General features: G+C 74.2%; 22 protein-coding genes and 1 pseudogene. 12 read left to right on the top strand and 11 right to left on the bottom strand.

Annotated elements, in window-relative coordinates; translation table 11 throughout:
- Nucleotides 1–109: 109 nt before the first annotated feature.
- Together ACF073_RS19940 and ACF073_RS19935 are read right to left on the bottom strand one after the other, a co-directional pair.
- Entirely contained in the window at nt 110–1,639 is a 1,530-nt protein-coding gene (locus ACF073_RS19940) for a hypothetical protein (RefSeq protein ID WP_392071674.1), read from the bottom strand.
- 226 nt (nt 1,640–1,865) lie between these two features.
- Complete coding sequence (locus ACF073_RS19935) at nt 1,866–2,567, bottom strand: GntR family transcriptional regulator (protein ID WP_392071672.1); 702 nt, start codon at nt 2,565–2,567, stop codon at nt 1,866–1,868.
- Between the two features lie 127 nt (nt 2,568–2,694).
- On the opposite strand from ACF073_RS19935, the gene ACF073_RS19930 reads away from it, so the two are divergent.
- From ACF073_RS19930 to ACF073_RS19905, 6 genes are all read left to right on the top strand, one after another.
- Nucleotides 2,695–4,017: an MFS transporter gene (locus ACF073_RS19930; protein ID WP_392071671.1), complete on the top strand. Its 1,323-nt coding sequence runs from the start codon at nt 2,695–2,697 to the stop codon at nt 4,015–4,017.
- 5 nt (nt 4,018–4,022) lie between these two features.
- Nucleotides 4,023–4,853 carry a putative hydro-lyase gene (locus tag ACF073_RS19925; protein ID WP_392071759.1) on the top strand — a complete coding sequence of 277 codons (831 nt, stop codon included), beginning with the start codon at nt 4,023–4,025 and terminating at the stop codon, nt 4,851–4,853.
- Between the two features lie 74 nt (nt 4,854–4,927).
- Nucleotides 4,928–5,686 (top strand): LamB/YcsF family protein, encoded by a 759-nt coding sequence (locus tag ACF073_RS19920; RefSeq protein ID WP_392071669.1) that lies wholly within the window; start codon nt 4,928–4,930, stop codon nt 5,684–5,686.
- Nucleotides 5,683–6,300, top strand: a complete 618-nt coding sequence (locus tag ACF073_RS19915; protein WP_392071667.1) for an allophanate hydrolase subunit 1 — start codon at nt 5,683–5,685, stop codon at nt 6,298–6,300. Before ACF073_RS19920 ends, ACF073_RS19915 begins: the two co-directional genes overlap by 4 nt.
- Nucleotides 6,297–6,530 carry a hypothetical protein gene (locus ACF073_RS19910; protein ID WP_392071665.1) on the top strand — a complete coding sequence of 78 codons (234 nt, stop codon included), beginning with the start codon at nt 6,297–6,299 and terminating at the stop codon, nt 6,528–6,530. The genes ACF073_RS19915 and ACF073_RS19910 overlap by 4 nt, the downstream gene beginning before the upstream one ends.
- Nucleotides 6,527–7,396 carry a biotin-dependent carboxyltransferase family protein gene (locus ACF073_RS19905; RefSeq protein ID WP_392071663.1) on the top strand — a complete coding sequence of 290 codons (870 nt, stop codon included), beginning with the start codon at nt 6,527–6,529 and terminating at the stop codon, nt 7,394–7,396. The genes ACF073_RS19910 and ACF073_RS19905 overlap by 4 nt, the downstream gene beginning before the upstream one ends.
- Before the next feature lie 182 nt (nt 7,397–7,578).
- On the opposite strand, the pseudogene ACF073_RS19900 reads toward ACF073_RS19905, so the two are convergent.
- The 5 genes and pseudogenes from ACF073_RS19900 to ACF073_RS19880 form a co-directional block, all read right to left on the bottom strand.
- Nucleotides 7,579–8,403, bottom strand: a pseudogene (locus ACF073_RS19900) (SGNH/GDSL hydrolase family protein); the annotation flags it as partial.
- Nucleotides 8,400–9,578, bottom strand: a complete 1,179-nt coding sequence (locus ACF073_RS19895; RefSeq protein WP_392071661.1) for a glycosyltransferase — start codon at nt 9,576–9,578, stop codon at nt 8,400–8,402. The gene ACF073_RS19895 and the pseudogene ACF073_RS19900, both read right to left, overlap by 4 nt.
- Nucleotides 9,575–10,702 carry a glycosyltransferase family 4 protein gene (locus tag ACF073_RS19890; protein ID WP_392071658.1) on the bottom strand — a complete coding sequence of 376 codons (1,128 nt, stop codon included), beginning with the start codon at nt 10,700–10,702 and terminating at the stop codon, nt 9,575–9,577. The genes ACF073_RS19895 and ACF073_RS19890 overlap by 4 nt, the downstream gene beginning before the upstream one ends.
- 436 nt (nt 10,703–11,138) lie before the next feature.
- Nucleotides 11,139–12,557, bottom strand: coding sequence for a HEAT repeat domain-containing protein (locus ACF073_RS19885; RefSeq protein ID WP_392071656.1), 1,419 nt, complete (start codon nt 12,555–12,557; stop codon nt 11,139–11,141).
- A gap of 300 nt (nt 12,558–12,857) precedes the next feature.
- A complete protein-coding gene (locus tag ACF073_RS19880; protein WP_392071654.1) occupies nt 12,858–13,250 on the bottom strand; it encodes an ankyrin repeat domain-containing protein in 393 nt (130 codons plus the stop codon).
- Between the two features lie 319 nt (nt 13,251–13,569).
- Here ACF073_RS19880 and ACF073_RS19875 point away from each other — a divergent pair, with 319 nt between their 5' ends.
- Nucleotides 13,570–13,764, top strand: coding sequence for a hypothetical protein (locus ACF073_RS19875; protein WP_161287045.1), 195 nt, complete (start codon nt 13,570–13,572; stop codon nt 13,762–13,764).
- A 40-nt stretch (nt 13,765–13,804) separates the two neighbouring features.
- Nucleotides 13,805–15,439, top strand: coding sequence for a hypothetical protein (locus tag ACF073_RS19870; protein ID WP_392071652.1), 1,635 nt, complete (start codon nt 13,805–13,807; stop codon nt 15,437–15,439).
- Between the two features lie 185 nt (nt 15,440–15,624).
- Here ACF073_RS19870 and ACF073_RS19865 read toward each other — a convergent pair whose 3' ends face one another.
- Nucleotides 15,625–17,133, bottom strand: coding sequence for a PLP-dependent aminotransferase family protein (locus tag ACF073_RS19865; protein WP_392071650.1), 1,509 nt, complete (start codon nt 17,131–17,133; stop codon nt 15,625–15,627).
- A gap of 101 nt (nt 17,134–17,234) precedes the next feature.
- On the opposite strand from ACF073_RS19865, the gene ACF073_RS19860 reads away from it, so the two are divergent.
- From ACF073_RS19860 to ACF073_RS19845, 4 genes are all read left to right on the top strand, one after another.
- The gene (locus ACF073_RS19860) at nt 17,235–17,891 is read left to right on the top strand and encodes a YitT family protein (RefSeq protein WP_392071648.1); all 657 of its coding nucleotides are present in this window, start codon (nt 17,235–17,237) and stop codon (nt 17,889–17,891) included.
- Nucleotides 17,888–18,664 (top strand): glycerophosphodiester phosphodiesterase, encoded by a 777-nt coding sequence (locus ACF073_RS19855; protein WP_392071646.1) that lies wholly within the window; start codon nt 17,888–17,890, stop codon nt 18,662–18,664. Before ACF073_RS19860 ends, ACF073_RS19855 begins: the two co-directional genes overlap by 4 nt.
- Before the next feature lie 55 nt (nt 18,665–18,719).
- Nucleotides 18,720–20,066 (top strand): MFS transporter, encoded by a 1,347-nt coding sequence (locus tag ACF073_RS19850; RefSeq protein ID WP_392071644.1) that lies wholly within the window; start codon nt 18,720–18,722, stop codon nt 20,064–20,066.
- A gap of 278 nt (nt 20,067–20,344) precedes the next feature.
- The gene (locus ACF073_RS19845; RefSeq protein ID WP_351492306.1) at nt 20,345–20,719 is read left to right on the top strand and encodes an RNA polymerase-binding protein RbpA; all 375 of its coding nucleotides are present in this window, start codon (nt 20,345–20,347) and stop codon (nt 20,717–20,719) included.
- 156 nt (nt 20,720–20,875) lie between these two features.
- Here ACF073_RS19845 and fxsA read toward each other — a convergent pair whose 3' ends face one another.
- The 3 genes from fxsA to ACF073_RS19830 form a co-directional block, all read right to left on the bottom strand.
- On the bottom strand, nt 20,876–21,424 hold the full coding sequence (gene fxsA, locus ACF073_RS19840) for an FxsA family membrane protein (protein WP_392071642.1): 549 nt from the start codon (nt 21,422–21,424) through the stop codon (nt 20,876–20,878).
- Nucleotides 21,425–21,497: 73 nt separating this feature from the next.
- Complete coding sequence (locus tag ACF073_RS19835) at nt 21,498–22,292, bottom strand: polyprenol monophosphomannose synthase (RefSeq protein ID WP_392071641.1); 795 nt, start codon at nt 22,290–22,292, stop codon at nt 21,498–21,500.
- Between the two features lie 589 nt (nt 22,293–22,881).
- Nucleotides 22,882–24,486 (bottom strand): amidohydrolase, encoded by a 1,605-nt coding sequence (locus tag ACF073_RS19830; protein ID WP_392071640.1) that lies wholly within the window; start codon nt 24,484–24,486, stop codon nt 22,882–22,884.
- Nucleotides 24,487–24,506 lie beyond the last annotated feature (20 nt).

Below are 24,506 nucleotides of genomic sequence, written 5' to 3'. Positions count from 1 at the left end.
GGGCTGGGGGCAAGCGCCCCGAAAGGGGCGCGGGGCACTGCGCGAGCGGCCGCGACCGCCCCGCGCGCGTAGGGCGACCCGCGGCGGCCCGGCGCTCGGCGCGGAGCGTTCACGCGGCCTCCTTCCGGTCCGCGGCCATCCCCGCAGCGTCCAGCAGCGCCGTCCCCACGATCAGGTCCGCGCCGCCGAACTCGGGATCGTCCAGCTCGGTGCCGTCGTCCACGGCGAACAGGAGTTTCTCCTCGCCCTGCCGGTAGGCCGTGCCGACGGCGGGGCTGGCCGCGTGGACCGCCAGCAGGGCGACCAGATAGGCCAGTTCCGGGTCGCCGGTGCGGCGGGCCTCGGCGAGCAGGCCGGACAGTCTTCTGGGCGCGTCCGCCGGGAGATCCAGCAGATCCGTCGCCGCGGCCAGCTGCTCCTCGCTGAACCGGCTGTCGTCGGGCGTCGCGATCAGATCGGGCTCGGGCATCTCCGCGCCCAGGTGCTCCCGCTCCACGGGCGGCGTCAGCAGTATGTCGACGAGGTCGGCGACCCGGACGGACACCGGCGTGCGCAGCCCCGTGCCGTGGGCGAAGAACGCGTCGGTGACCCGGATCGCCTGCTCCAGGGGGAGCGGCAGGACCGGGGCGAGGAGGTGGCCGTACAGGTCCGTCCCGGAGGTCGTCGCCGAGGTGGCGAAGGCCTGCCGGTCCTGTTCGGCGCGGAACAGCGGGCCCGCCTCCAGCAGGCGCGACTGGAGCTGGGTGTGGCGCCGGATGCAGTCCTTGACGATGTCGACCAGTTCGGCGGCGCGGCGCTTGTGCTCGGGGTCCTCGGTCTCGTCGCGGGCCTTGCGGATGTTGGTGAGGATGGCGTTCTCGTGGCGGTAGCGCTCGGCCACGTGGTCCAGGGCCTCGGCGATCATGTCGGGGACGGCGTTGAGCCAGTCGACCGCGCGGACGTTGCGCCGGGTGGCGTCCAGGGCCCGGCGGAGCGTCTCCGAGTACTGGACCGTGCGGTAGCGGGCCTGCTCGGCGGCGAGCTGGGCGTCGGCGAGCCGGCCCCGGTTGATCAGGACCTCCAGCTTGACCTCGGCGGCGATCTGGGCGCTGGTGACGTCGGTGTCGAGGGCGCCGACCAGGACGTTGACCGCTTCGTCCGTGGTGCGCAGATAGACCGTGCCGCCGGGGCCCGGGACCTCCTCGATCAGCTTGAAGTCGTAGTCCCGGCGGACGTACGTGCCGTCCGGCGCGAAGGTGCCGTAGACGGCCCGGAAGCCGCGGTCCACGCTGCCGACGTTGATCAGGTTCTCCAGGACCCAGCGGGCCACGCGCTCGTGCTCGGCGGCGGGCCGCCGCGGGGCCTGGGCGGCGATGCGGGGGACCAGCCGGGCCACGATCTGCTCGTGGTCGGCGCCGGTGTCGAAGTCCATGTTCAGCGTGACCAGGTCGATGGCGGCCAGGGCCACCTCGGCCATCCCGTACACCGAGTACGCGCCGGCCAGGTTGGCCTTGCGCGCGTCCAGATCGTGCAGCGGCGCCGTGCAGGCGAGCGCGCGCAGCCGCCGCGCCAGCCCCTCGTCGGCGGCCGGGCCCGGAGCCGGGCGCGGCCCCGCGCTGAGCTGGGGCGGAACACGGTCCGTCGATGCAGGCGAAGTCACGGTGCACAGACTAGGTCCTAGGTCTGACATCGGCCCAAACGGCGCGGAGCGGCTCCCGGCCGGGCCGGTCGCGGGGTCCGCGTTCGCCGTCCGGGCACCGCCCGGCCGCGACCGCCCGCGAGCGCCTCCCCACCGGTGATCGCCCTCCGGTGCCTGCCCCCGGGTGATCGCCCCGCCGGCGCCTGCCCAAGGGGTGCTCGCCCGTCGGCATACGGCCCCGCGGCCCCTACGGGGCGCCCTCCTCCCCCACCCGGCGCCGGTACACCTCGACGACGCGTTCCAGGGAGTCCGCCAGGTACGTCTCCAGCAGCCGCTCGGCCCCGCGCCGGTCGCCGGCCTCCAGCGTGTGCAGGATCCGGCGGTTGCGGGCGAGGTACGGCTCGTGCAGCCGGCGCGGGTCGTCCACGACGTGGAAAGCGAGCCGCAGCTCGGCGAAGACGCTGCGCATCAGCTCGTCGGTGCGCTCGCTGCCGGCCAGGGCGACCAGCTCCCGGTGGAAGTGGATGTTGGCGGTGCCCAGCGCTTTCCAGTCACTGTCTACGGCCGCCCGATCGCCCTCGTCGACGGCGTCGGCGAGCCCCTGGAGCGCGTACGGCGGCTCGCCGAGACCGCGGACGACGGCACACTCCACGAGTGCGCGCGTGCGGTAGATGTCCTCCACGTCCTCCACGGTCAGGACCCGCACGAACACACCGCGGTTGAGCTCGTGGATCAGCAGGCGCTCGTGGGTGAGCAGCCGGAACGCCTCGCGAAGGGTGTTGCGGGAGACGCCGAGCGCCCCGCCGATGCTGTCCTCCGACAGCCGGGTGCCCGGCGGGAAGTAGCCCTCGGAGATACGGCCTCTGAGGATGTCCGAAACCCGCTCCGCCGTGCTGGTGCGGCCCAGGAGGACACGGTCGCCGGCCAGACCCGTCAGCTGCTCTGCCATGCCCGGAATTCAATCGCAGACACCAGGACGAAACAACGTAGGTATTGAAGGATCGTTGAACGATCCTCTACGGTGCTCCGCACGGCTCACTTCCCAGCACCCTCCGTCCCTCTTCTGCGAGGTGCCCATGAGCACGACTCCACCGCCACCGTCCGCGCCCCCGCGCGGCCTGCGGCCCGCGCGAGGCGAACGCGACACCGAGGACAGTGCGTTCGGCTGGCTGCACGCCCTCGGCCCGCGCGGCCGGCGTGCGTTCGCCGGTGCTTTCGGCGGATATGCCCTGGATTCCTACGACTACTTCACCCTGCCGCTGAGCATGGTGGCGCTGGCGGCGTACTTCGGCCTCGACAGCGGTCAGACCGGTCTGTTCACCACCGTCACGCTGGTGGTCTCGGCGGTCGGCGGCGCGGTGGCGGGCGTGATCGCGGACCGGTTCGGCCGGGTCCGGGCCCTGATGATCACGGTGGTCACGTACGCCGTCTTCACCGTCGCCTGCGGTTTCGCGCCCACCTACGAGACGCTGCTCGTCTTCCGCGCCCTCCAGGGCCTCGGCTTCGGCGGCGAGTGGGCGGTCGGCGCGATCCTGGTCGCCGAGTACGCGAGTGCGCGGCACCGGGGCCGTACGCTCGGGGCGGTCCAGAGCTCCTGGGCGGTCGGCTGGGGCCTCGCGGCGGTCGTCTACACGCTGGTCTTCTCCTTCGCGGGCGACGACCTGGCCTGGCGGGTGATGTTCTGGACCGGCGCGCTGCCGGCACTGCTCGTGGTGTGGCTGCGCCGCCGGGTGAAGGACGCCCCGACGGCGACGGCGTCCCGCGAACAGGACCCGCGGCGCGGTTCGTTCGCGGCGATCTTCCGGCCCGGCCGGGACGGCGCCCCGGGGCTGCTGCGCGTCACGGTCTTCGCGAGCCTGCTGTCCACGGGGGTGCAGGGCGGCTACTACACGCTGGCGACCTGGGTGCCGACGTATCTGAAGTCCGAGCGCGGTCTGTCGGTGGTCGGCACCGGCGGCTATCTGGCCTTCCTGATCTCCGGCGCGTTCCTCGGCTACCTGACGGGCGGCCACCTGACCGACCGGCTCGGCCGGCGGAACAACATCTGGCTCTTCGCGCTGCTGTCGGCGGTGTGCATCCTGGCGTACGCGAACATCCCGAGCGGCGCCGACACCCTGCTGCTGGTGCTCGGATTCCCGCTCGGGTTCTGCATGTCGGCCATCTTCAGCGGCTTCGGCTCCTACCTGAGCGAGCTGTACCCGACGGCGGTGCGCGGCACCGGGCAGGGGTTCACGTACAACACCGGCCGCGCGGTGGGCGCGGTGTTCCCGACCCTGGTGGGCTTCCTGGCGGACAGCTGGGGCGTCGGCGGTGCGCTGGTCTTCGGCGCGATCGGCTACGGGCTCGCCGCGCTGGCGCTGCTCGGGCTGCCGGAGACGCGCGGGAAGGAGCTGGCGTGAAGCGGGTGAACCGTACCGGGGACCGTCCCGTCGCCGCGGTCGACGCCCGCGCGCACGCGTGGAGCCCGAGAACCGCGCGGGAGCGCTTCCGGGGCGGCCTGGCGGGTTCCACCGCCGGGGTCGCGGCCGGCCACACGCAGGCCAACCTGATCGCGGTGCCCGCCGACTGGGCCTACGACATGCTGCTGTTCTGCCAGCGCAACCCCAAGCCCTGTCCGGTGCTCGACGTCACGGACGCCGGCTCGCCGGCGACCGTCCTCGCCGAGGGCGCCGACCTGCGCACCGATCTGCCGCGCTACCGCGTGTGGCAGGACGGCGAGCTGGTGGACGAACCGACGGACGCGCGCGCGTACTGGCGGGACGACCTGGTGTCGTTCCTGCTCGGCTGCAGCTTCACCTTCGAGTGGGCGCTGGCCCGGGCGGGCGTGCCGATCCGGCACGTCGAGCAGGGCCGCAACGTGCCGATGTACGTGACCGGCAGGGAGTGCCGGACGGCGGGCCGGCTCGGCGGCCCGATGGTGGTCTCCATGCGCCCGGTGCCGCCCGAGCGGCTTGATGCCGCGATCCGGGAGAGCACCCTGCTCCCGGCCGTGCACGGCGGCCCGGTGCACTGCGGAGACCCCGCGGCCCTCGGCATCGAGGACCTCGGCCGGCCGGACTTCGGCGACCCGGTGACCGCCGCCGACGGCGACATCCCGGTGTTCTGGGCCTGCGGGGTGACCCCGCAGGCGGCCGTGATGGCCTCCCGGCCGCCGTTCGCGATCACCCACGCGCCCGGCCAGATGTTCCTGACCGACGCACGCGACGAGCAGTACCGGCTGGTCGGCATCGACTGAGGCGGTTCGTCCGAGGCCGTTCGTCCCAGGCGTTCGTCCGAGAACCCGCACGAGAACCGGAGACACGGAACACCATGACCGCGATCGATCTGAACGCCGACCTCGGCGAGGGCTTCGGCCGCTGGCGGCTCACCGACGACGAACAGCTGCTGTCCGTCGTCACCAGCGCCAACGTGGCCTGCGGCTTCCACGCCGGGGACGCGGCCACCATGCGCCGGGTGTGCGAGCTGGCGGCCGAGCGCGGGGTGACGATCGGCGCGCAGGTCTCCTACCGGGACCTCGCCGGTTTCGGGCGGCGTGCGATGGACGTGCCGGCCGCCGAGCTGACGGCCGAAGTGGCTTACCAGGTCGGCGCCCTGGAGGTGTTCGCGCGGGCGGCGGGGGCCCGTGTGGCGTACGTCAAGCCGCACGGCGCGCTCTACAACCGGGTCGTGCACGACCCGGAGCAGGCCTGCGCGGTGATCGAGGGCGTGCGGCTGGCCGACGCCTCGCTGCCGGTGCTCGGCCTGCCCGGCTCGCGGCTGCTGGAGCTGGCCGCGCGCGCGGGCCTGCCGGCCGTCACGGAGGCCTTCGCCGACCGTGCGTACACCGACGAGGGCACCCTGGTGCCGCGCGATCGGGAGGGCGCCGTGGTGACCGACGCGGACACCGTGGTGGAGCGCTCACTGAGCCTGGCGCGCTCCGGCGCGGTCGTCACGCACTCCGGCGCGCGGATCCAGATGCGCGCCCGGTCGCTCTGCCTGCACGGCGACACGCCCGGCGCGGTCGGCCTGGCCCGCCGGGTGCGCGAGCGGCTGGTCGCGGCGGGCGTGCGGGTGGAGGCGTTCGCGTGAGGGCACTCCCCGTCGGCGACGACGCGCTGCTCGTGGAGGTGTCCTCGGGGGCGGAGGCGCAGGCCCTGCACGCGGAGCTGCTGCGGCGCCGTGCGGAGGGCGCGCTCGCGGTCCGCGAGATCGTCCCGGCGGCCCGTACGGTCCTGCTCGACGGGCTGGCCGACCCGGGGCGCCTGGCGGCGGAGCTGACCGCCACACGGATACCGGAGCCGCCCGCACGCGCGCGTGAGCTGATCGAGCTGCCCGTGCGCTACGACGGCCCCGACCTCGCGGCGGTCGCCGGGCACTGGGGGGTGACCGAGCGGGAGGCGGCCCGCATCCACGCCGGCACCGACTTCACCGTGGCCTTCTGCGGTTTCGCTCCCGGCTTCGGCTATCTCACCGGGCTCCCGGACCGCTACGCGGTGCCCCGCCGGGCCACCCCGCGCACCGCGGTCCCCGCCGGTGCCGTGGCGCTGGCCGGTCCTTACACGGGCGTGTACCCGCGTTCCTCACCGGGCGGCTGGCAGCTGATCGGCACGACGGAGGCGGTTCTGTGGGACCACACCCGCGTACCGGCCGCGCTGCTGACGCCGGGGACGCGTGTGCGGTTCGTACCGGTGGGGGGCGCGTGACCGGGGAGCGGCCGACCGGCCACGCGCTCGTGCACGCCGTACCGGCGCAGGCCGCGGTCGTAGCCGTACCGGCGCAGGTCATGATCGCGGTCGCACCGGCGCAGGTCGTGATCGTCGCACCCGCGCAGGCCGCCGTCGCAGCCGTATCGGCGCGGATCGCCCGTACGCCGGCGTGCGCTCCTCTCGTCCCTGCCGTTCCTGTGCATTTCGCATCCAAGGAGGGCGTATGACCGATCGTGCGCTCGTCGTCGTGCGCGCCGGGGCGCTCACCACCGTCCAGGACCGCGGCCGTCCGGGGTACGCGCATCTCGGTGTGCCCCGCTCCGGAGCGCTCGACCCGCCCGCGGCGGCGCTGGTGAACCGGCTCGTCGGCAATCCGCCGGACGCCGCCGTCCTGGAGACCACCCTCAGCGGCTGTGCGCTGCGCCCGCGTTTGACGGTGACCGTGGCGGTCGGCGGAGCGCCCTGCCCGGTGGCAGTGGGCGGCCGGCCGGCCGCGTGGGGCGCCCCGGTCACGGTGCGAGCGGGCGAGCTGCTGGAGGTGGGCGCGGCCACGGCCGGCGTGCGCGGTTATGTGGCCGTCTCCGGTGGCGTCGCGACCGAGCCGGTCCTCGGCAGCCGCGCCACCGACCTGCTCTCCGGCCTGGGTCCGGCCCCGCTGGCGGACGGCATGGTGTTGCCGCTGGGCACCCCGGCGGGCCCTCCCGCGCGCGTGGACGGCGTTCCGCAGCCGGGCCCGCCCGCGGAGCTGGTGCTCCGGGTGACCCCGGGCCCGCGCGCCGACTGGTTCACGGCCCGCGCGGTCCGGGATCTCGTCACGCGCGCGTACCGGGTATCGGCGGCGAGCAACCGCATCGGGCTGCGCACCGAGGGGCCCGCGCTGGAGCGGGCGCGGACCGGGGAACTCCCCAGCGAGGGCATGGTCCTCGGTGCGGTCCAGGTGCCGCCGGACGGGCGCCCGGTGGTCTTCCTAGCGGACCATCCGACCACCGGCGGCTACCCGGTGATCGCCGTGGTCCGCTCCGCCGACCTGCCGGCCGCCGCGCAGGCGCCGCCGGGGACCTCGGTCCGGTTCGTGCCGGTGCGCAGGCGCTGAGCCTCGCCGACGCCTTCCGGCACTTCCGACACATCCGGCACTTTCGGCGGCAACGGCAGGCTCGACGGAACGGACAGAACCGACGGAACCGGCAGGTCCGGCAGGACCGGCAGGTCCGGCAGGACCGGCTCCGCCTCGATGCGGCGCCGCTGAGCCTCGGCGCCCGCCCGGACGGCCTCCGGCAGCGCCGCGAGGGCCGCGGAGACCGCCGCCGACGCGCGCAGGTCGAGACGGGCGCTGGTGCCCCCGACACGGTGCCGCAGTTCGCCCGCGGCGAGCCGCAGCAGCTGCGGCAGCAGGTCGTTGCAGCGCCGCACCACCCAGCCGGTCCCGGCCGTGGCCAGCCACACCAGGCTCGCGGTCCGGGTCGGGGCGGGGAACTCAGGCTCGGGCGAGGGCGCACGCCCGGTCGCGTGGCCCGCTGCGGTGAGCAGGGCGTGGCAGCGGACGGCGAGCTGCCGGTGCCCGCGCTCGCCCGGGTGCAGCCGGTCCGCGCTCCACAGGCTCCGGTCGCTGACCCAGACGCCGTCCGACGCGTGCAGATGGACGGCGCCGTAGCGGTCGGACAGCGCGTGGACGACGGCGTTGACCGCCCGCTGCCGGCGGGCCAGCGGGCGGGCCAGGGCCGCCGGGAGCCGGAGCATCGCGCCGGGATCGGGCAGGCAGGCGGTGAGCACGGTGGCGCCCTGGCGGGCGAACGCCGCGTACACCTGATCGAGGTGGGCGGCCACGGCGTGGATGTCGAAGGTGCGGCGCAGCGTGTCGTTGACGCCGATGACCACGGACACCAGGTCGGGGCGCAGTTCCAGGGCGGCCGGCGTCTGCCGTTCCCGCACGTCCCGGGTCTGCGCTCCGCTGACCGCGAGGTTGGTGAACCGCACCTGCTCGCTGTTCTCGGCGAGGGAGGGGGCCAACAGCGCGGCCCAGCCCCGCCAGCCGGCGTCGACCGGGTCGCCCACGCCCTCGGTCAGCGAGTCCCCGAGGGCGACGAAGCGGACGGGTCTCATGCCGCGGCCCCCGGCACGGCGGGACGGGCGCCGGCGCGGCGGCGCAGGACCTCCGCGTCGTGGGCGGCGAGGAACGCCTCCACGGCCGCTCCCCAGCCGAAGCACTCGGCACGCGCGCGTGCGGCGTCCCGCCGCTCGGGCTCGCCGCGGTCCATGAGCAGTTCCACGGCGTCCGCGAAGGCCCCGCCGGTGTCGGCCGCGGTGGCGCCGGCGGAGCCGATGACCTCGGGCAGCGCGGACGAGGCGCTGGCCACCACGGGCGTGCCGCACGCCATGGCCTCCAGGGCCGCCAGTCCGAAGGTCTCGGCGGGCCCGGGCGCGAGGCACACGTCGGCGGACGCCTGGAGCGCGCCGAGGGCGGCACGGTCGGAGACGTGCCCCAGGAAGGCCACCGGGAGCCCGCGGTCCCGCGCGCGCTGCTCCAGCCGGGCCCGCAGCGGCCCGTCACCGGCCACCACGAGCACCGCCCGCCGGCCGCGGCGCAGCAGCGCCTCCAGGCCGTCGAGGGCCGTGCCGGGGCGCTTCTCCACGGACAGCCGGGAGGCCATCACGAGCAGCACCTCGTCCGCGCGCGCGTGGCGGGCGCGCAGGCGGGGGTCGCGCAGGGCGGGGTGGCGTTCCGTCAGGTCGACGCCCAGGGGGGCGCGTACGACGTTGCGGGCGCCGATGCGCACGAACTCGCGCTCGGCGAACTCGGTGGTGCACACCACCCGCGAGTAGACGTGCGCGGTCCGTGTGTTGAGGGAGTCGGCGGCACGCCGGGCGAGGTGCTCGGGCAGGCCCCAGGTGCGCAGCACGCCGTCGGCGGTCTCGTGGGAGACCATCACCGCGGGCACGCGCGCGCGGCGGGCCCAGCGGCCGGTCCAGCGCAGGGTGGTCCGGTCGGACACCTCCAGGCGGTCCGGTGCCAGCTCCTCCAGGAGGGCGGCCACGCGCCGTTTGTCGGTGAGGACGCGGTAGCCGCCGGTGCCGGGCAGCAGCGGTCCGGGCAGGGTGATGACGCGGCCCTGCTCGGTCTCACGGTCGGTGTGCCGTTCGCCGGGCACGATCAGGACCGGCTCGTGGCCGGCGGCCAGGAAGCCCCTGCCGAGTTCGCGCAGGGCGGTGCGCAGGCCGCCGGAGGCGGGGGCGACGAAGTTGGCGAGGCGGACTATCCGCAGGGACTGTCCGGTCATGCCGCCACCGCCGTCCTGCGCGCCGCGAGGACGGCGCCGTAGTGGTCGATCAGCTGGTCGCCGACGGCGGCCCAGGTACGGCCCTCGACCGTGGCGCGGGCGGTGGCGCCGAACGCGGCCCGCCGTGCGGGATCGGCGGCGAGGACGCGGACGGCCCCCTCGACGGCGCCGGCGTCGTGCGGCGGGACGAGCAGGCCGGTGCGGCCGTGGTCGACCAGGTCGAGCGGGCCGCCCGCTGCGGGCGCGACGACCGGGACACCGCTGGCCATGGCCTCCTGGACGGTCTGGCAGAACGTCTCGAAGGGGCCGGTGTGCACGAACAGGTCGAGCGAGGCGAAGATCCGGGCCAGTTCGTCGCCGGTACGGCGGCCCAGGAAGACGGCGCCGGGCAGGGCCTCGGTGAGGTGCGGCCGGCTGGGGCCGTCGCCGACGACCACGACCCGCACGCCGGGCAGCCCGCAGGCTCCGGAGAGAAGCTCGACGTGCTTCTCGGGGGCGAGCCGGCCGACGTAGCCGACGATCAGTTCTCCGTTCGGGGCGAGTGCGCGGCGCAGCGCCTCGTCCCGGTGGTCCGGCCGGAACCGTACGGTGTCCACGCCGCGCGGCCAGAGCCGCACCCGCGGTACGTCGTGCGTCTCCAGATCGGACCGGGCGGCGCTCGACGGGGCCAGGGTGCGGTCGGCGGCGCAGTGCACGGAGCGGATCCGGCGCCAGGCGGCGGCCTCTCCGGCACCCATGTAGGTGCGGGCGTATCCGGCCAGGTCGGTCTGGTAGACGGCGACGGCGGGAATGCCGAGCCGGGCGGCGGCGGCCATGCCGCGGACGCCGAGGACGAAGGGACTCGCCAGGTGCACCACGTCGGGGCGGTGCGCGACGAGGGCCGCGGCGAGGCGCCGGCTGGGCAGCGCCACGCGGACCTGGGGGTAGCCGGGGAGCGGAAGGGAGGGGATCCGGACGACCGGGCACGGGGCGTCCGTGTCCGGTCCGGTGCCGGGAGCCGGGGCGGGGGCGACGACGAGCGGATGGTGACCGCGATCTACGAGGTGCCGGGCGGTCTGGAGCGCGCAGTGGGCCACGCCGTTCACATCGGGGGGAAAGGATTCGGTCACGATGACGACACGCATACGGGTGTTGTCGCCGCGCCGGACGTGCCCGCGTCAACTTCGATCTTTCCGGCCGGGGAACGTCCCATGAGCGTTGGACTGCACACCCGAGCAGGCCAGGCGGCCGTCATGACCGCCTGACCTGGGAGTCACCCGGTGTTCACGCGACGGGCGGTCGTCCGCCCGTCCGGCGTGTGCGTGCGGGGCACCACGGGCGGGATGTACGAGCAGGGCCCACGGGAGGTGGCGCACCGGCGGGATCCAGCCGGTCAGCGGCCCAGCGACGCGTCTGCCCGTCGGCGCGTCTGCCCGTCGGCGCGTCTGCCCAGCGGCGCGTCTGCCCCGCCACGCGACGCCCGCATCGACGCAGCTGCCCGTCAGCCGATCAGACCGCCCGTCGATCCGTCGATCCGAGTGTCCGCTGGTCAGCCCAGCTGTCGATCGGCAGATCAGCAGATCAGCCGATCGCCGCGTCCGGCCCGAAGCGGCTGCGCACCGCGGTCTGCACCTCGTCCTCCTCGGCCGGATCGGCGGCCAGGCGGCGCAGGCGCTCCACGACTCGGGCGTCACCGGTCTCGGCGTGCCGGGCGGCGATCTCGCGGGTGGTCTCCTCGCAGTCCCACAGGCATTCGACGGCGAAGCCGGTGGCGAAGGAGGGATCGGTGGCGGCCAGCGCGCGGGCGGCACGGCCGCGCAGATGGGAGGAGGCCGTCTCGCGGTAGACGTGGCGCAGTACGGGGGCCGCACAGGCGATGCCGAGGCGTCCGGCGCCGTCGACGAGGGTCCACAGCGTGGGCGCGTCCGGCCCCTCGCCGCGTACGGCCTCGCGGAGGGCACCGAGGACCAGGTCACGGTCCTGGGCACCGCCGCGGCAGGCGAGCATGCGGCCGGCGGCGGCGCCGAGCACGTCCGGGCGCTGGGCCCAGCGGCGGGCACGGTCGACGGCGGCGACGCTGCGCATCCGTTCGAAGGCGTCCACGGCGGCCTCCACTACGGGTGCCGTGCCGTCGACGGCAGCGGCCTCGATCAGGCCGAGCGCCTCGGGGTCGTTGCCGTCGGCGAGATAGCGCAGGGCGGTGCAGCGGGCTCCGTCGATGCCCGACCTGGCGGCCTGGAGGATCTCGGGGCGGTCCTCGGGTCCGGCCACGGCGACCAGGCAGCGGGCGGCGGGCACGTGGAGGGCGGCGCCGCGCTCCATGCCCTGCTGGGCCCATTCGAAGACGGCGCGCACGCTCCAGCCGGGGCGTGGGCCGGTGGGACTCATCTGCCGCTGCCAGCGGTCGAAACAGCCGGTCTCCTGGGCGGCACGCACGCGCGTGGCGATCGATTCGCGCGGATCCTCCGCCCACAGCCGCCAGGGCCGCGGCTCGAAGGCGTCGCGCACGGCGGCGGCCAGTTCGGCCTCGCCCTCGGGATCGGTGCCGAAGCGTGCCAGGACGGGGGCGGCGAGGGCACGCAGGCCCGCGTCGTCGTCCCGCAGGGCCAGCTCGTCCAGCGCCCAGGCCCAGTTGGAGCCCTGCGCGGCGTACCGGCGCAGCAGTTCGAGGGCGTCCCGCCTGCCGTAGGAGGCGAGGTGGCCGAGGACCGCGAGGGCCAGGCCGGTGCGGGACTCGTCGGTGTCGACGACGTCCTCGGGGTCGAAGAGGTGCGCCTGCACGGCGTCCAGATCGCCGCCCAGGTCGAGGTAGAGCCGGGCGTAGTACAGGGAGCGGTTCTCCACCTGCCAGTCGTGGCGGGGGTCGCGCAGCACACAGTGGTTCAGCGCCGCGAGCGCCTCGGCGCGCGGGGCCGTGAGCGCGTGCAGCGTGCCGTCGCCACGGCCGCGCTGGAGCAGCCCGAGCAGCGTACCGCTGGGCGCTATGACCGGATCGAACATGGGAAACAGCCTCACATCAAGCGTCGACGCAACCGGAGAACACGCACTACCTGGCCGCGTGACACAACGTCGGAGCGCCCGCCGTCTCTTGCTTGCTGTAGACCATTTCTCTCTGCCTCTCGTCGTTGGCCCATGCGGACCGCATCACGGCCCGCGCGGTGCGGCAACACCTGCCCAGCCATCGCGTCCGTGAATCACGACGTCATGATGACCCGCGGTGTGTGCTGCCGCGACCGTATTTCCGGCGGCCCTGTACCGCCTCCCCCGTTTTCCGTGTCGTACCTGGTCAGGACACTTGACTCAGTGTGCGCCGAACCGTTCGACGAGTTCCGTCTTACCGAACATCCGGGCGGTGTCGATGGCCGACGGAGTACCCGCGGAAGGGTCGGCTCCGCCGTCCAGGAGGGCCTGGATCACGTCCGTCTCGCCCTTGAAGACGGCACCCGCGAGCGGGGTCTGGCCCCGGTCGTTGATCTGGTCCACCGTGGCGCCGCGGGCGAGCAGCGCACGCACCGCGTCGGCGTGACCGTGATAGGCGGCGAGCATCACGAGGGAGTCGCCGCGGTCGTTGGTGAGGTTGGCCGGAACGCCCGCGTCGACATAGGCCACGAGCGCCTCGGTCTGCCCCTGCCGGGCCAGATCGAAGATCTTGGTCGCCAGCTCCACGACCTCGGGGTCGGGGGCTTCACTCATCGGCCGGACCGCCTCTCCTTGCGTGTTCGGTGACTGCTTCGGGAACTGAGCGCGCGTACGGCGGCGAGCGGAACGCAGCCGTACGAGTGAATCGCCAGCGTACTGGCTCTCGCGGCACATGACCCGATGTGCCCGAGGTAAAGATCAGCAGCAGGCTTCCTCGGCGGAAAATACCTGGTCAACCGGGCACCGAGCGACTCCGCCAAGCGGGGGAAATCTACCGCTTTTCACCCAGTTGCACCTTTAATCGTATAGATACATCCTGTGATCCTGGAAGAACTCATGGTGACTGTCCCCTATCGACACCAGGAGACCCGAAATGATCCTCTCCCTGTCAGGCGTCCTGCTGCTCGGCGTCATCGTCTTCCTCTTCTTCCGGAAGGACGGACTCAAGGGCTCGCACGCATGCACCTCGGCGCTGTTCGGCTTCTACCTCGCCAGCACGGGCATCGCCCCCAGCATCAAGGCAGGCGGCGAGAGTCTGGCCAGCCTCCTCGGCGGCATCAAGTTCTGACCCCGACAGCCCCGCCCGTACGCACCATCAGGAGACAGCAGTGGCCCGGCGCCCTCTCCCCCGCATTCTGAGCAAGGACAGCGCCCAGATCGCCAGGACGCAGCTCGCCCGGAGCAGGGAGCTGGCCCGGACGGCGGCCGACAGCGCCACCGATGTCCTCCAGCCGCTGATCACCGTGGCGCGCGGGCTGCGCCTGCTGGCCTCGGCCGGCCGGCGCAAGTGGGCGGACACACCCAAGGACCGACGCGGGCCGCTGCTGTTCCTGGCGGCCTCCGTGATCCTGGTCGTGGCCCTGGTGCCGTACGGGCCGCTGCTCGCCGTCATGACCGTGATGGCGGCGGCGGCCTGGCAGGGCCGCGACCGCACCCCGCCGGAGCCCGACGGGCCCGACGAGTCCCAGACCGAACGGCTCCAGGCGCTGTACGAGGCGCTGGTGCCGTACTTCTCCGGCGCCGAGGACCCGGCGCCGCTGTACACGCACGGCGGGGAGTGGGAGAAGCCCTTCTCCGACCACGAGTTCGACGACTCCGGGCGCGTCGCCCATCTCGTGATCCGCTACCCGGCGTACTTCCCGGACGGCGAGCCCGAGGCCCGCGCGCGGATCGAGCAGCTGCTCACCGCGAAGGCCGGGCGGGGCCGCGAGTACCACTTCACATGGGACGAGGAGGGCAACCGGCTCACCGTCACCGTCCTCGCCCCGCTGCCCGCCGACATCCCCGCCCAGCGCTTCGTCACCGCGCCGGGCGAGACCGTCCTCGGCTTCACCGACCCGAGCGAGGTCCAGCGCACGCTCCCCCTCTCCTACGGGGAGGAGCAGATCGACGTCCCGCCGGTCGTGTGGCGCACGGGCATCCGCTCCACCGAGCCGCACCTGCTGGCCATGGGCCACCCCGGCGCCGGCACCTCGACCCTGCTGCGCTCCATCGCCCTGCAGGCCCTGCAGTACGGCGACGTGCTGATCGTCGACGGCGGCGGTACGGGCGAGTACGCCTGCATGACCGGCCGGGACGGCGTCCTCGCGGTGGAGTGCGCGCTCGCCGGGGCACTGACCAGCCTGGAGTGGGCCGCGCAGGAGACGGAGCGGCGGCTCATCGCGATCAACCTGGCCCGGCAGGCGGGCGATCCGCCGCCCCAGGACACCCGGCGCCCGCTGTGGATCCTGCTGGACCGGCCGAGCGTCTTCACCCACCTGGCCGCCACCGACGACCTCAAGGACCCGCAGACGCTGCTCCAGGTCTCGCTGCGGCACGGCCGCGCGGCGAACGTGACGGTGGTCGTGGCCGAGCAGTTCGACAGCGCGGACGTGCTGAGCGAGGCGGTACGGCAGCACACGCGCGCGCGGGTGGTGCTCGGGGCCGCCGCGCCGCAGCTGGTGGAGGCGGTGCTCGGGATGCCGCCGCACACCACGTCGCTCACACACATGCCGCCCGGCCGGGGGTACGCGCGGCTGGGCACCGGTCCGGTGCACCGGCTCCAGGTGCCGCGCACGCCCGACCCGTACGACGACGCCACGAGCGACGCCGACCGGCAGGCCGTGCTGGAACTGCTGCCGCCGCGGGCCACCGCCGTGGAGGCGGAGCCGACGGAACCGGCGGAGCCGGCGGAACCGACGCGGCCGGCGATCGAGAAGACACCGGTACCCGCGGAGGTCGTGGCGGCCGAGACGACCGCGTAGGCGGCCCGGGGGCGGCCGGACGCCCGAGGCCGCGAACCGGCCGCCGGCGCGTCGGCCCCCGCGTCAGCTCCTGGGAGGCACGGGCAACCGCGCGACCGGCCACGGCGCACCCGCGGCGAGCCCCGGGCGCACCCCGCTCGCGCCCCCTCGTCCCCGCCTGCCTACGCCTACGCCTACGCCTACGCCTACGCCACGAACGTACGCGGCGCCTCCGCGCCCCCCGTCGCCCCCGACTCCACCAGCCGGGCCGCCATGGCGAGCCGGGACGCCGCCTCGTCCGCCACCGCTCCCCCGACGGTGAAGGGAAGCCGTACATAGCCCTCGAACGCGCCGTCGACGCCGAAGCGGGGGCCGGACGGGACGCGGACGCCGGTCCGCTCGCCCGCCTCCGCGAGCCGGGACCCGGACAGGCCGCCGGCCCGGACCCAGAGGGTCAGACCGCCCCCCGGAACCTCGAACTCCCAGTCGGGCAGCTCCCGGCGGACCGCCGAGACCAGCGCGTCCCGGTTCTCGCGCGCCTGCGCGCGGCGCAGCTCGACCGCCTGCTCCCAGCCACCGGTGCTGAAGAGCCAGTTCACGGCCAGCTGCTCCAGCACCGGCGTGCCCAGATCCGCGTACGCGCGCGCCGCGACCAGGCTGCGGATGACGTCCGGCGCCGCGCGCACCCAGCCGATCCGCATCCCCGCCCAGAACGCCTTGCTGGCCGAGCCGACCGTGATCACCGTGGCGCCCGCCGGGTCGAAGCTGCACACCGGGCGGGGCATCCCGCCGTCCTGGTACCCGTCGTCGAGCCACAGCTCGCTCATCGTCTCGTCGGCGACGAGCACCGTGCCGGCCGAACGCGCCGCGTCCACGAGCCGGCGCCGCTGGTCCTCGTCGGCGAGCGCCCCGGTGGGGTTGTGGAAGTCGGCGACCACATAGGCGATCCGCGGCGCGGCCTCGCGCAGGACCTGGCGCCAGCGGTCCACGTCCCAGCCGGTCAGGCCCTCGGCCATGGCGACAGGCACCAGCCGGGCGCCCGCCTCGCGCATCAGCTGGAGGATGTTGGCGTAGGACGGCGACTCCACGGCGATGCGCTCGCCGCGGCCCGCGAAGAGATGGCAGATCGCGTCGATGGCGCCCATCGCGCCGGTCGTCACCATGATCTGCTCCGGCATCGTGGGGATACCGCGCGCGGTGTAGCGCTCGGCGATCATCGAGCGCAGCGCGGGCAGCCCGGCCGGGTAGTCGCCGTGCGTGTGGGCGTACGGCGGCAGTTCCTCCAGCGCGCCCTGCACGGCCCGGGTGAGCCAGGGTTCGGGCGCCGGGAGCGAGGCGCAGCCCAGGTCGATCACCGAGCCGAGGGACTCCGGGGGCAGCGGTTCCAGGCCGCGGGCCGGGATCGGGTTGCCGGCCGGTACGGCGGTCCAGCTGCCCGCACCGCGCCGTGACTCCAGGAAGCCCTCGCCGCGCAGCGCCTCGTAGGCCGCCGCGACGGTGGTGCGGCTGACGGAGAGGGACAGGGCCAGCTCGCGTTCCGCGGGCAGGCGCGCGGCCACCGGGACGCGGCCCTCCAGCACGAGCAGCCTGATGCCGTCGGCGAGGGCGCGGTAGGCGGGGGGCCGGCGGGTGCCGGGGCCGGCCGGGCGGTCCTGCTGGGAGTTGAGGAGCCGAGCGAGCTGCGCGGCCCCCACGGCCGAGGTCCACTGCGCCATGAGATCAGTCCACCTTCCCCGGATTGGCCATGGATGAGGAATCTTCTCAAGCCACAGAGTGTCATGTGTCAGGCCACTGCCACCACCCAGGGGGGAATCCCTTGTCCACTCCCGGCCGCCATCTCGGACGTCGGTTGTTCCAGCTGTACAGCGGACTCGCGCTCTACGGCGCGAGTTCGGCACTGCTCGTGGCGGCGGGGCTCGGCCTGGAGCCGTGGAACGTGCTGCACCAGGGGCTCGCGGAGCTGACCGGGCTGAGCATCGGGGTCGTGTCGATCATCGTGGGCGCGGCGGTGCTGCTGCTGTGGATCCCGCTGCGCCAGCGGCCCGGCCTCGGCACGGTCTCCAACGTCTTCGTGGTCGGCCTCGCCATGGACGGCACGCTCGCCCTCCTCCCGGACGTGCGCTCGCTGGCCGTCCGCGTCGCGCTGCTGCTCTCGGGGATCGTGCTGAACGGCGCGGCGACCGGCCTCTACATCGCGGCGCGCTTCGGTCCCGGCCCGCGCGACGGGCTGATGACGGGGCTGCACCGGCGCACCGGCCGCTCGATCCGGCTGATGCGGACGGCGGTCGAGGTGGCGGTGGTGGTCACCGGATTCCTGCTGGGCGGCACCATCGGGGTGGGCACCGTGCTGTACGCGGTGTCCATCGGCCCGCTGGCCCAGCTGTTCCTGCGGATGTTCGCCGTCGCGCCGGCATCGGCGGGCAGCACGGTCGTTGCCGGCGCGACACCCGGACGGGCCATACTGCGTCCGTGACCCTCACGACACCGCCCCTGCGCCACCCGTACCTCGACCACCCCGGGCCGATCGCCTTCGCCCACCGCGGCGGGGCGGCCGACGGCCTGGAGAACACCGAGGCGCAGTTCCGGCGCGCGGTGGAGCTGGGCTACCGGTACATCGAGACGGACGTGCACGCCACGGCGGACGGCCGGCTGGTCGCCTTCCACGACCCGACCCTGGACCGGGTCACCGACGGGGCGGGCCGGATCGCCGACCTGCCCTGGGCGGAGGTCGCCCGCGCGCGCGTGGGCGGCCGGGAACCGGTGCCGCTCTTCGAGGACCTGCTGGCGGCCCTCCCCGAGGTGCGCTGGAACGTCGACATCAAGGCGGAGCCGGCGCTGCGGCCCCTGCTGGAGCTGATCGAGCGCACGGACGCCTGGGACCGGGTCTGCGTGGGCTCCTTCTCCGAGGCGCGGGTGCTGCGCGCCCAGCGGCTGGCGGGGCCGCGGCTCGCCACCTCGTTCGGCACCCGCGGGGTGCTGAACCTGCGGCTGCGCTCGTGGGGGCTGCCGGCCGCGGTGCGCAGATCGGCCGTGGCCGCACAGGTGCCCGAGGCCCAGTCGGGCGTGCCCGTGGTCGACCACCGCTTCGTCCGCGCCGCCCACGCGCGCGGGCTCCAGGTCCACGTGTGGACGGTCAACGAACCCGATCGGATGCACCGGCTCCTGGACCTGGGGGTTGATGGCATCATGACCGATCACATCGACACGTTGCGCAAGGTCATGGAGGAACGCGGCGTCTGGGTCTGACCGCCCGGCCGCCCGGCCCGAGCCTTCGCAGGAGCACGGGGAAGCGAGGGCACGGGTGAGCACCGACACCGTGCGCACGGAGGCGGCGGACGAGGCCGCGGGACTCAGACGCGAACAGCGCGGCTGGTACGTCTACGACTGGGCCTGCTCGGTCTATTCGACGACCGTCGTCACGGTCTTCCTCGGCCCGTACCTCACCGCGGTCGCCGAGCGGGCGGCGGACGGCGACGGCTATGTGCACCCCCTCGGCATACCGGTCCGCGCGGGCTCCTTCTTCGCCTACTCGGTCTCCCTCTCGGTGATCGTCGCGGTCGTCCTGATGCCGCTGGTGGGCAGCGCGGCCGACCGCACGGGCCGCAAGAAGCCGCTGCTGGCCGCGGCGGCGTACACCGGCGCCGCGGCGACAGCGGGCATGTTCTTCCTGGACGGCGACCGGTATCTGCTCGGCGGCGCCCTGCTGATCGTGGCCAACGCGGCGCAGTCCGTCGGGATGATGCTCTACAACTCCTACCTGCCGCAGATCGCCCCGCCCGAGCAGCGCGACGCGGTCTCCTCCCGCGGCTGGGCCTTCGGCTACGCGGCGGGCGCCCTGGTCCTCGTCGCCGATCTGATCCTCTACTCGGGGCACGACTCCTTCGGCCTCTCCGAGACCGCGGCCGTCCGTGTCTGCCTGGCCTCGGCGGGCCTGTGGTGGGGCGCCTTCACGCTCGTACCGCTGCGCCGGCTGCGCGACCGCCACGCGCGCGCGGAGCGGGCGACGGCACCGGGACTGCGCCAGTTGGCGGCGACGGTCCGGGACATGCGCCGGCATCCGCTGACCCTGGCGTTCCTGCTGGCGTACCTCGTCTACAACGACGGCATCCAGACGGTGATCTCCCAGGCGTCCGTCTACGGCTCCGAGGAGCTGGGGCTCGGGCAGTCGACGCTCATCGTGGCCGTCCTGCTGGTGCAGGTGCTGGCCGTGGCGGGCGCGCTGGCGATGGGGCGGCTGGCCCGCCTCTACGGCGCGCAGCGGACGATCCTCGGCTCCCTGGTGGCGTGGACGGTCACGCTGGCGGCGGGCTACTTCCTGCCCGCGCGGGCGCCGGTGTTCTTCTTCGTGCTGGCCGCCGGGATCGGCCTGGTCCTCGGCGGCAGCCAGGCGCTGTCCCGCTCGCTGTTCTCCCATCTGGTGCCGCCGGGCAAGGAGGCCGAGTACTTCTCGGCGTACGAGGTGAGCGACCGCGGGATGAGCTGGCTGGGCCCGCTGCTGTTCGGCGTGACCTACCAGCTGACCGGAAGCTATCGGTCCGCGATCATCTCGCTGGTGGCCTTCTTCGTGCTCGGATTCGCCCTGCTCGCACGGGTTCCGGTCCGCCGGGCGATCGCCGAGGCGGGCAACCCCGTCCCAGAAAAGATCTAGCGCCGATTTAGCACTGAGCACCAAAGGGCGGTAGTGTACGCGTTTGGCCTGCCAGGCGTACCGTTACTGCGCGTCAAAGATGCCGAAACGCTGGGTGACATCTGCTAGCAGATGTGACAAACCGGGCGCCTGTGGGTAGAACAAGGGGCGGCTACGACGGCGACGCATGACCCGGGTCGGGACTCGGAACGGGAATCTTTACCGCCGACCGGACGTTGACCGGATGACGACGACAGCGACACCTGTCCTGTGGGCGACAAGCCCGGGAGGCACGATTCATGAGTGAGCGAGCTCTTCGCGGTACGCGCCTCGTAGTGACCAGCTACGAGACGGACCGCGGCATCGACCTGGCCCCGCGCCAGGCCGTGGAGTACGCATGTGAGAAGGGGCATCGCTTCGAGATGCCCTTCTCGGTCGAGGCGGAGATCCCGCCGGAGTGGGAGTGCAAGGTCTGCGGGGCCCCAGCACTCCTGGTGGACGGCGACGGCCCGGAAGAGAAGAAGGCCAAGCCCGCGCGTACCCATTGGGACATGCTGATGGAACGACGCACCCGTGAGGAGCTCGAAGAGGTCCTCGAGGAGCGTCTGGCGGTACTGCGCTCGGGGGCGATGAACATCGCCATCCACCCCAGGGACAGCCGCAAGAGCGCGTAACGCGCACACCCTGCACAAGTAACCGCGGGCGCCGTACCTGATCGCGTACGGCGCCCGCGGTTTCGTGCTGCCCGCTCGCACTGCCCGTTCGTCCGCGCCGGGTCCGGCGCGCGCGAGGCGCGGCGCGCTCAGCCCGCGCGCCGGGGCGGGACGTGCTCAGCCCATGAGCGGAGGCCGCTGCCGGCCCGGCTCCGGGCGGTCCTCCCGGATGACCTCGCCCTGCACCACCCTGCCGTCGGGCCGGTGCATCCGGGCCTGCTGGATGGCGTCGCCCAGGCTGCCCGGCGCGGCCTTGCGCAGGCGCTTCTCCAGGGCGTTCTCCGTGAACCGGCTCACCGCCTTCTGGACCGGCGGGAGCAGCAGGAGCAGTCCGGCCACGTCCGAGACCAGGCCGGGGATCATCAGCAGCAGGCCGCCGAGCATCATCAGGCCGTTGCCGCCGCCGCGGGCCGGCGAGCCGCCCTGCTGAAGCGCCTCGTTCAGGCTCTGGAAGGCGCGGCGGCCCGCCCGCTTGATGACCACGGCACCGGCCACGAAGCCCGCGAGGAGCAGCAGGAACACGGTGAGACCGCCCGCGGCGCCCGCGACCAGGGTGAGCAGCCAGATCTCCAGCACCAGCCACGCGGCGATGCCCAGGGGCAGATACCTGCGCAGCGGGGAGCGGCGGCGAGCGGTGTACGGGGAGGTCGGAGCGCCTGTCGTCATGCTCCCAGTGTGCCTGGCCACGGCTCAGCGCGGGATAAGGGGGGAGTGACCAGCCGGCGCCGCGGCAACCGTCCTAGGCGGGCCTGTCCTTGCCGGTGAGCTTGCCGAAGCGGTCCCCGACGCCCCAGGCGGTGACCCGCCACAGCGCCTCGACGACGATGTCCCGGCTCATCTTGGAGTCGCCCAGCGCACGCTCGACGAAGGTGATGGGGACCTCGACCACGTGGTAGCCCGCCTTCACGGCGCGGCGGGCCAGGTCGACCTGGAAGCAGTAGCCCTGCGAGGCGACCTCGCCGAGGCCGAGCCCTTCCAGGGTCTCGCGGCGGAAGGCCCGGAAGCCGCCGGTGACGTCCCGGATCGGTACGTCGAGCATGAGCCGCGAGTAGGTGGAGCCGCCCCGCGAGAGGAACTCCCGCGACTTGGGCCAGTTCACCACCCGGCCGCCGGGCACCCAGCGGGAGCCGAGGACCAGGTCGGCGCCCTTGAGGGCGGTGAGCAGCCGGGGCAGTTCCTCGGGCTGGTGGGAGCCGTCGGCGTCCATCTCGACCAGCACGCCGTAGCCGTGCTCCATGCCCCAGCGGAAGCCCGCGAGGTAGGCGGCGCCGAGGCCCTCCTTGCCCTTGCGGTGCAGTACCTGGACATGGTCGTCCTCGGCGGCCAGCTCGTCGGCGAGCTTGCCGGTGCCGTCGGGGCTGTTGTCGTCCGCGATCAGCACGTGCGCCTCGGGGACGGCCTTGCGCACCCGGCCGACGATGGACTTGATGTTCTCCGCCTCGTTGTAGGTCGGGATGATCACCAAGGCCGTGCCGAGCGGACCGAACTGCCTCCCCTGGGCCTTGGCCGCGAGGGTCCCGTCGCCGTCGTTCACTGCTGCCCCTTCAATGTCGTACGCAGGGGTCCACCATAGTGGCCGCGGCCTGGTAGGACGTGACAGCGCGTGCGTACGGTGGTGTCGATTCCTCAAGAACGGGGTAAGACGAACGGTTCAAACGTCTTTCCCCGCCTTCCCGCCGCTCGGCACCTTCGTACCACGTCCGGGTGGCACTCGCGTACCACGGCGGATGGGGGCCCGGCGCCCTTCGGGCCGACCTGGGGCCCGCTGGCTGCGGGTCGACCGAGAGCCGTTGTCTACTGAGCGCCCGGGCCCCACCCGGGTCACACCTGGCCGACCAGCTGGAACGTTCCCTCGTCGGCGCGGGCGCTGAGCCTGGCTGCCAGCGACGGTGCCTCGGTGCGGCACACCGTCCCTGACCCAGCGGCGCCGCGACAAGTCGCCTGAACGTGCTCCGGTCGGGCGTCCGGTGGTGGACTCGGACGAACCTACCGGCCCCCGGCCTCCGACTGTCAACAACCACCTGACCTGGTAAGACGGCCTGGGAGTAGGGGGCGGTGGAGAGGATGCGCAGGTCGGGCGGCGGGGCGGCGGCGGCCGGCGGGCACCGCGCCACCCCCGGAGATCACTCGCCCGGCCGTACGAAAACCGTCCGTCCGCCCACCACGGTGCGCAGGCAGACCGGCAGGTCGCGGCCCGGGCTGAGGTCGGGCAGGCCGGGGGTGCCGGAGCGCGGGTCGGTGGACCAGCGGGCCACCCGGTCGTCGGGGGCCTGCACGATCAGCTCGTCGGTGCGCCACACGGCGTAGTCCGCGGGCGCTCCCGGGACCAGCACGCCCGCGTCGTCGCGGCCGACGGCCCGCCAGCCGCCGCGGGTGTGCGCGGTGAACGCGGCGCGGACCGAGATCCGGTGCTCGGGCGTGTGGTGGAAGGCGGCGGCTCGGACCGTGCCCCACGGGTCGAGCGGGGTGACCGGGCTGTCGGAGCCGAACGCGAGCGGTACGCCGGAGCGGAGCAGCGCGGCCAGCGGGTTGAGGGTGCGGGCCCGCTCGGCGCCCAGCCGCTGGGCGTACATGCCCTCCTCCCCGCCCCACAGCGCGTCGAAGGCGGGCTGGACCGAGGCGAAAAGGCCCAGCTCGGCGAAGCCCGCGACGGTCTCGGGGGTGAGCATCTCGGCGTGCTCGACGCGGTGGCGTGCGGCGCGGATCCGGGCGAGGCCCACCTTCGCGGCGGCGGTGCGCACCCCCTCGACCACGGCGGCGACGGCGGCGTCGCCGATGGCGTGGAAGCCGGCCTGCAGGCCCGCCTCGGTGCAGGCCACCACATGGGCGGCGACGGCGTCGGCGTCCATGTAGGCGGTGCCGGTGTGGGCGGCGTCGGCGTACGGCTCGTGCAGGCAGGCGGTGTGCGAGCCGAGGGCGCCGTCGGCGAAGAGGTCGCCTGCGGCGCCGGCCGCGCCCAGCTCGCGCGCCTTGTCGACGTCCTGTTCGGCCCAGTAGCCGACCACGCGCGGGCCCGGCCCCTCGGCGGCGAGCCGCAGCAGGCCGGTGAAGTCGTCCTCGGAGGAGATCTGCGGGCCGCCGCACTCGTGCAGGGTGCCGATACCGAGGGAGGCGGCGTGCGCCAGGGCGGTGCGCTGCGCCTCGGCCCGCTGGGCGGGGGTGATGGCGGCGAGGGCGGCCTCGCGGACGACGTGGTGGGCGTCGCGGGTGAGCGGGGCGTCCTCGCGGGGGACGCCGCCGGGGACCATGTCGAGCAGGGCGGTGGTGACGACGGCCGAGTGCACGTCGATCCGGGACAGGTAGAGCGGGCGCCCGCCCGCGGCCTCGTCCAGCTCCGCGCGGGTCGGCGGCCGGCCGCCGGGCCAGCGGGCGGCGTCCCAGCCGTGGCCCAGCAGGACCCGGTCGCCGGGGCGGGCGGCGGCGAACTCGCGGATCCGCGCGAGGGCCGCCTCCAGGGAGGGCGCGTCGGACAGGTCGAGGCCGGTGAGGGCGAGGCCCGTGGCGGTGGTGTGCACATGGGCGTCGGTGAAGGCCGGGGTGACCAGGGCGCCGTCGAGGTCGACCACCTCGTCCACGCCCTCGGCGAAGGCGTCGGCGGCGCCCTCGGAGCCGACCCAGGCGACCTGGCCGCGTTCGACCACCATCGCGGTGGCGAAGGGGTCGGCGGGACTGTGCACCTCCCCGCGGCGCAGCAGGACGGTCTGGGGCTCGGCGGACTGCTCACTCATGGGGCACAGTCTCTCGCGTG

The sequence above is a fragment of the Streptomyces sp. NPDC015171 genome, from assembly GCF_043079545.1.
In the GTDB taxonomy this organism is placed as follows: domain Bacteria; phylum Actinomycetota; class Actinomycetes; order Streptomycetales; family Streptomycetaceae; genus Streptomyces.
The sequence above is the reverse complement of the archived record's forward strand: the minus strand, read 5'-3'. Positions and strand labels throughout refer to the sequence as shown.

Bases quoted from the DNA above. Each gene is read 5' to 3' on its own strand.
- ACF073_RS19935 (WP_392071672.1), bottom strand. From the start codon at position 2,567: ATGGCAGAGCAGCTGACGGGTCTGGCCGGCGACCGTGTCCTCCTGGGC.
- ACF073_RS19930 (WP_392071671.1), top strand. From the start codon at position 2,695: ATGAGCACGACTCCACCGCCACCGTCCGCGCCCCCGCGCGGCCTGCGG.
- ACF073_RS19920 (WP_392071669.1), top strand. From the start codon at position 4,928: ATGACCGCGATCGATCTGAACGCCGACCTCGGCGAGGGCTTCGGCCGC.
- ACF073_RS19905 (WP_392071663.1), top strand. From the start codon at position 6,527: ATGACCGATCGTGCGCTCGTCGTCGTGCGCGCCGGGGCGCTCACCACC.
- ACF073_RS19895 (WP_392071661.1), bottom strand. From the start codon at position 9,578: ATGACCGGACAGTCCCTGCGGATAGTCCGCCTCGCCAACTTCGTCGCC.
- ACF073_RS19890 (WP_392071658.1), bottom strand. From the start codon at position 10,702: ATGCGTGTCGTCATCGTGACCGAATCCTTTCCCCCCGATGTGAACGGC.
- ACF073_RS19885 (WP_392071656.1), bottom strand. From the start codon at position 12,557: ATGTTCGATCCGGTCATAGCGCCCAGCGGTACGCTGCTCGGGCTGCTC.
- ACF073_RS19880 (WP_392071654.1), bottom strand. From the start codon at position 13,250: ATGAGTGAAGCCCCCGACCCCGAGGTCGTGGAGCTGGCGACCAAGATC.
- ACF073_RS19875 (WP_161287045.1), top strand. From the start codon at position 13,570: ATGATCCTCTCCCTGTCAGGCGTCCTGCTGCTCGGCGTCATCGTCTTC.
- ACF073_RS19865 (WP_392071650.1), bottom strand. From the start codon at position 17,133: ATGGCGCAGTGGACCTCGGCCGTGGGGGCCGCGCAGCTCGCTCGGCTC.
- ACF073_RS19845 (WP_351492306.1), top strand. From the start codon at position 20,345: ATGAGTGAGCGAGCTCTTCGCGGTACGCGCCTCGTAGTGACCAGCTAC.
- fxsA (WP_392071642.1), bottom strand. From the start codon at position 21,424: ATGACGACAGGCGCTCCGACCTCCCCGTACACCGCTCGCCGCCGCTCC.
- ACF073_RS19830 (WP_392071640.1), bottom strand. From the start codon at position 24,486: ATGAGTGAGCAGTCCGCCGAGCCCCAGACCGTCCTGCTGCGCCGCGGG.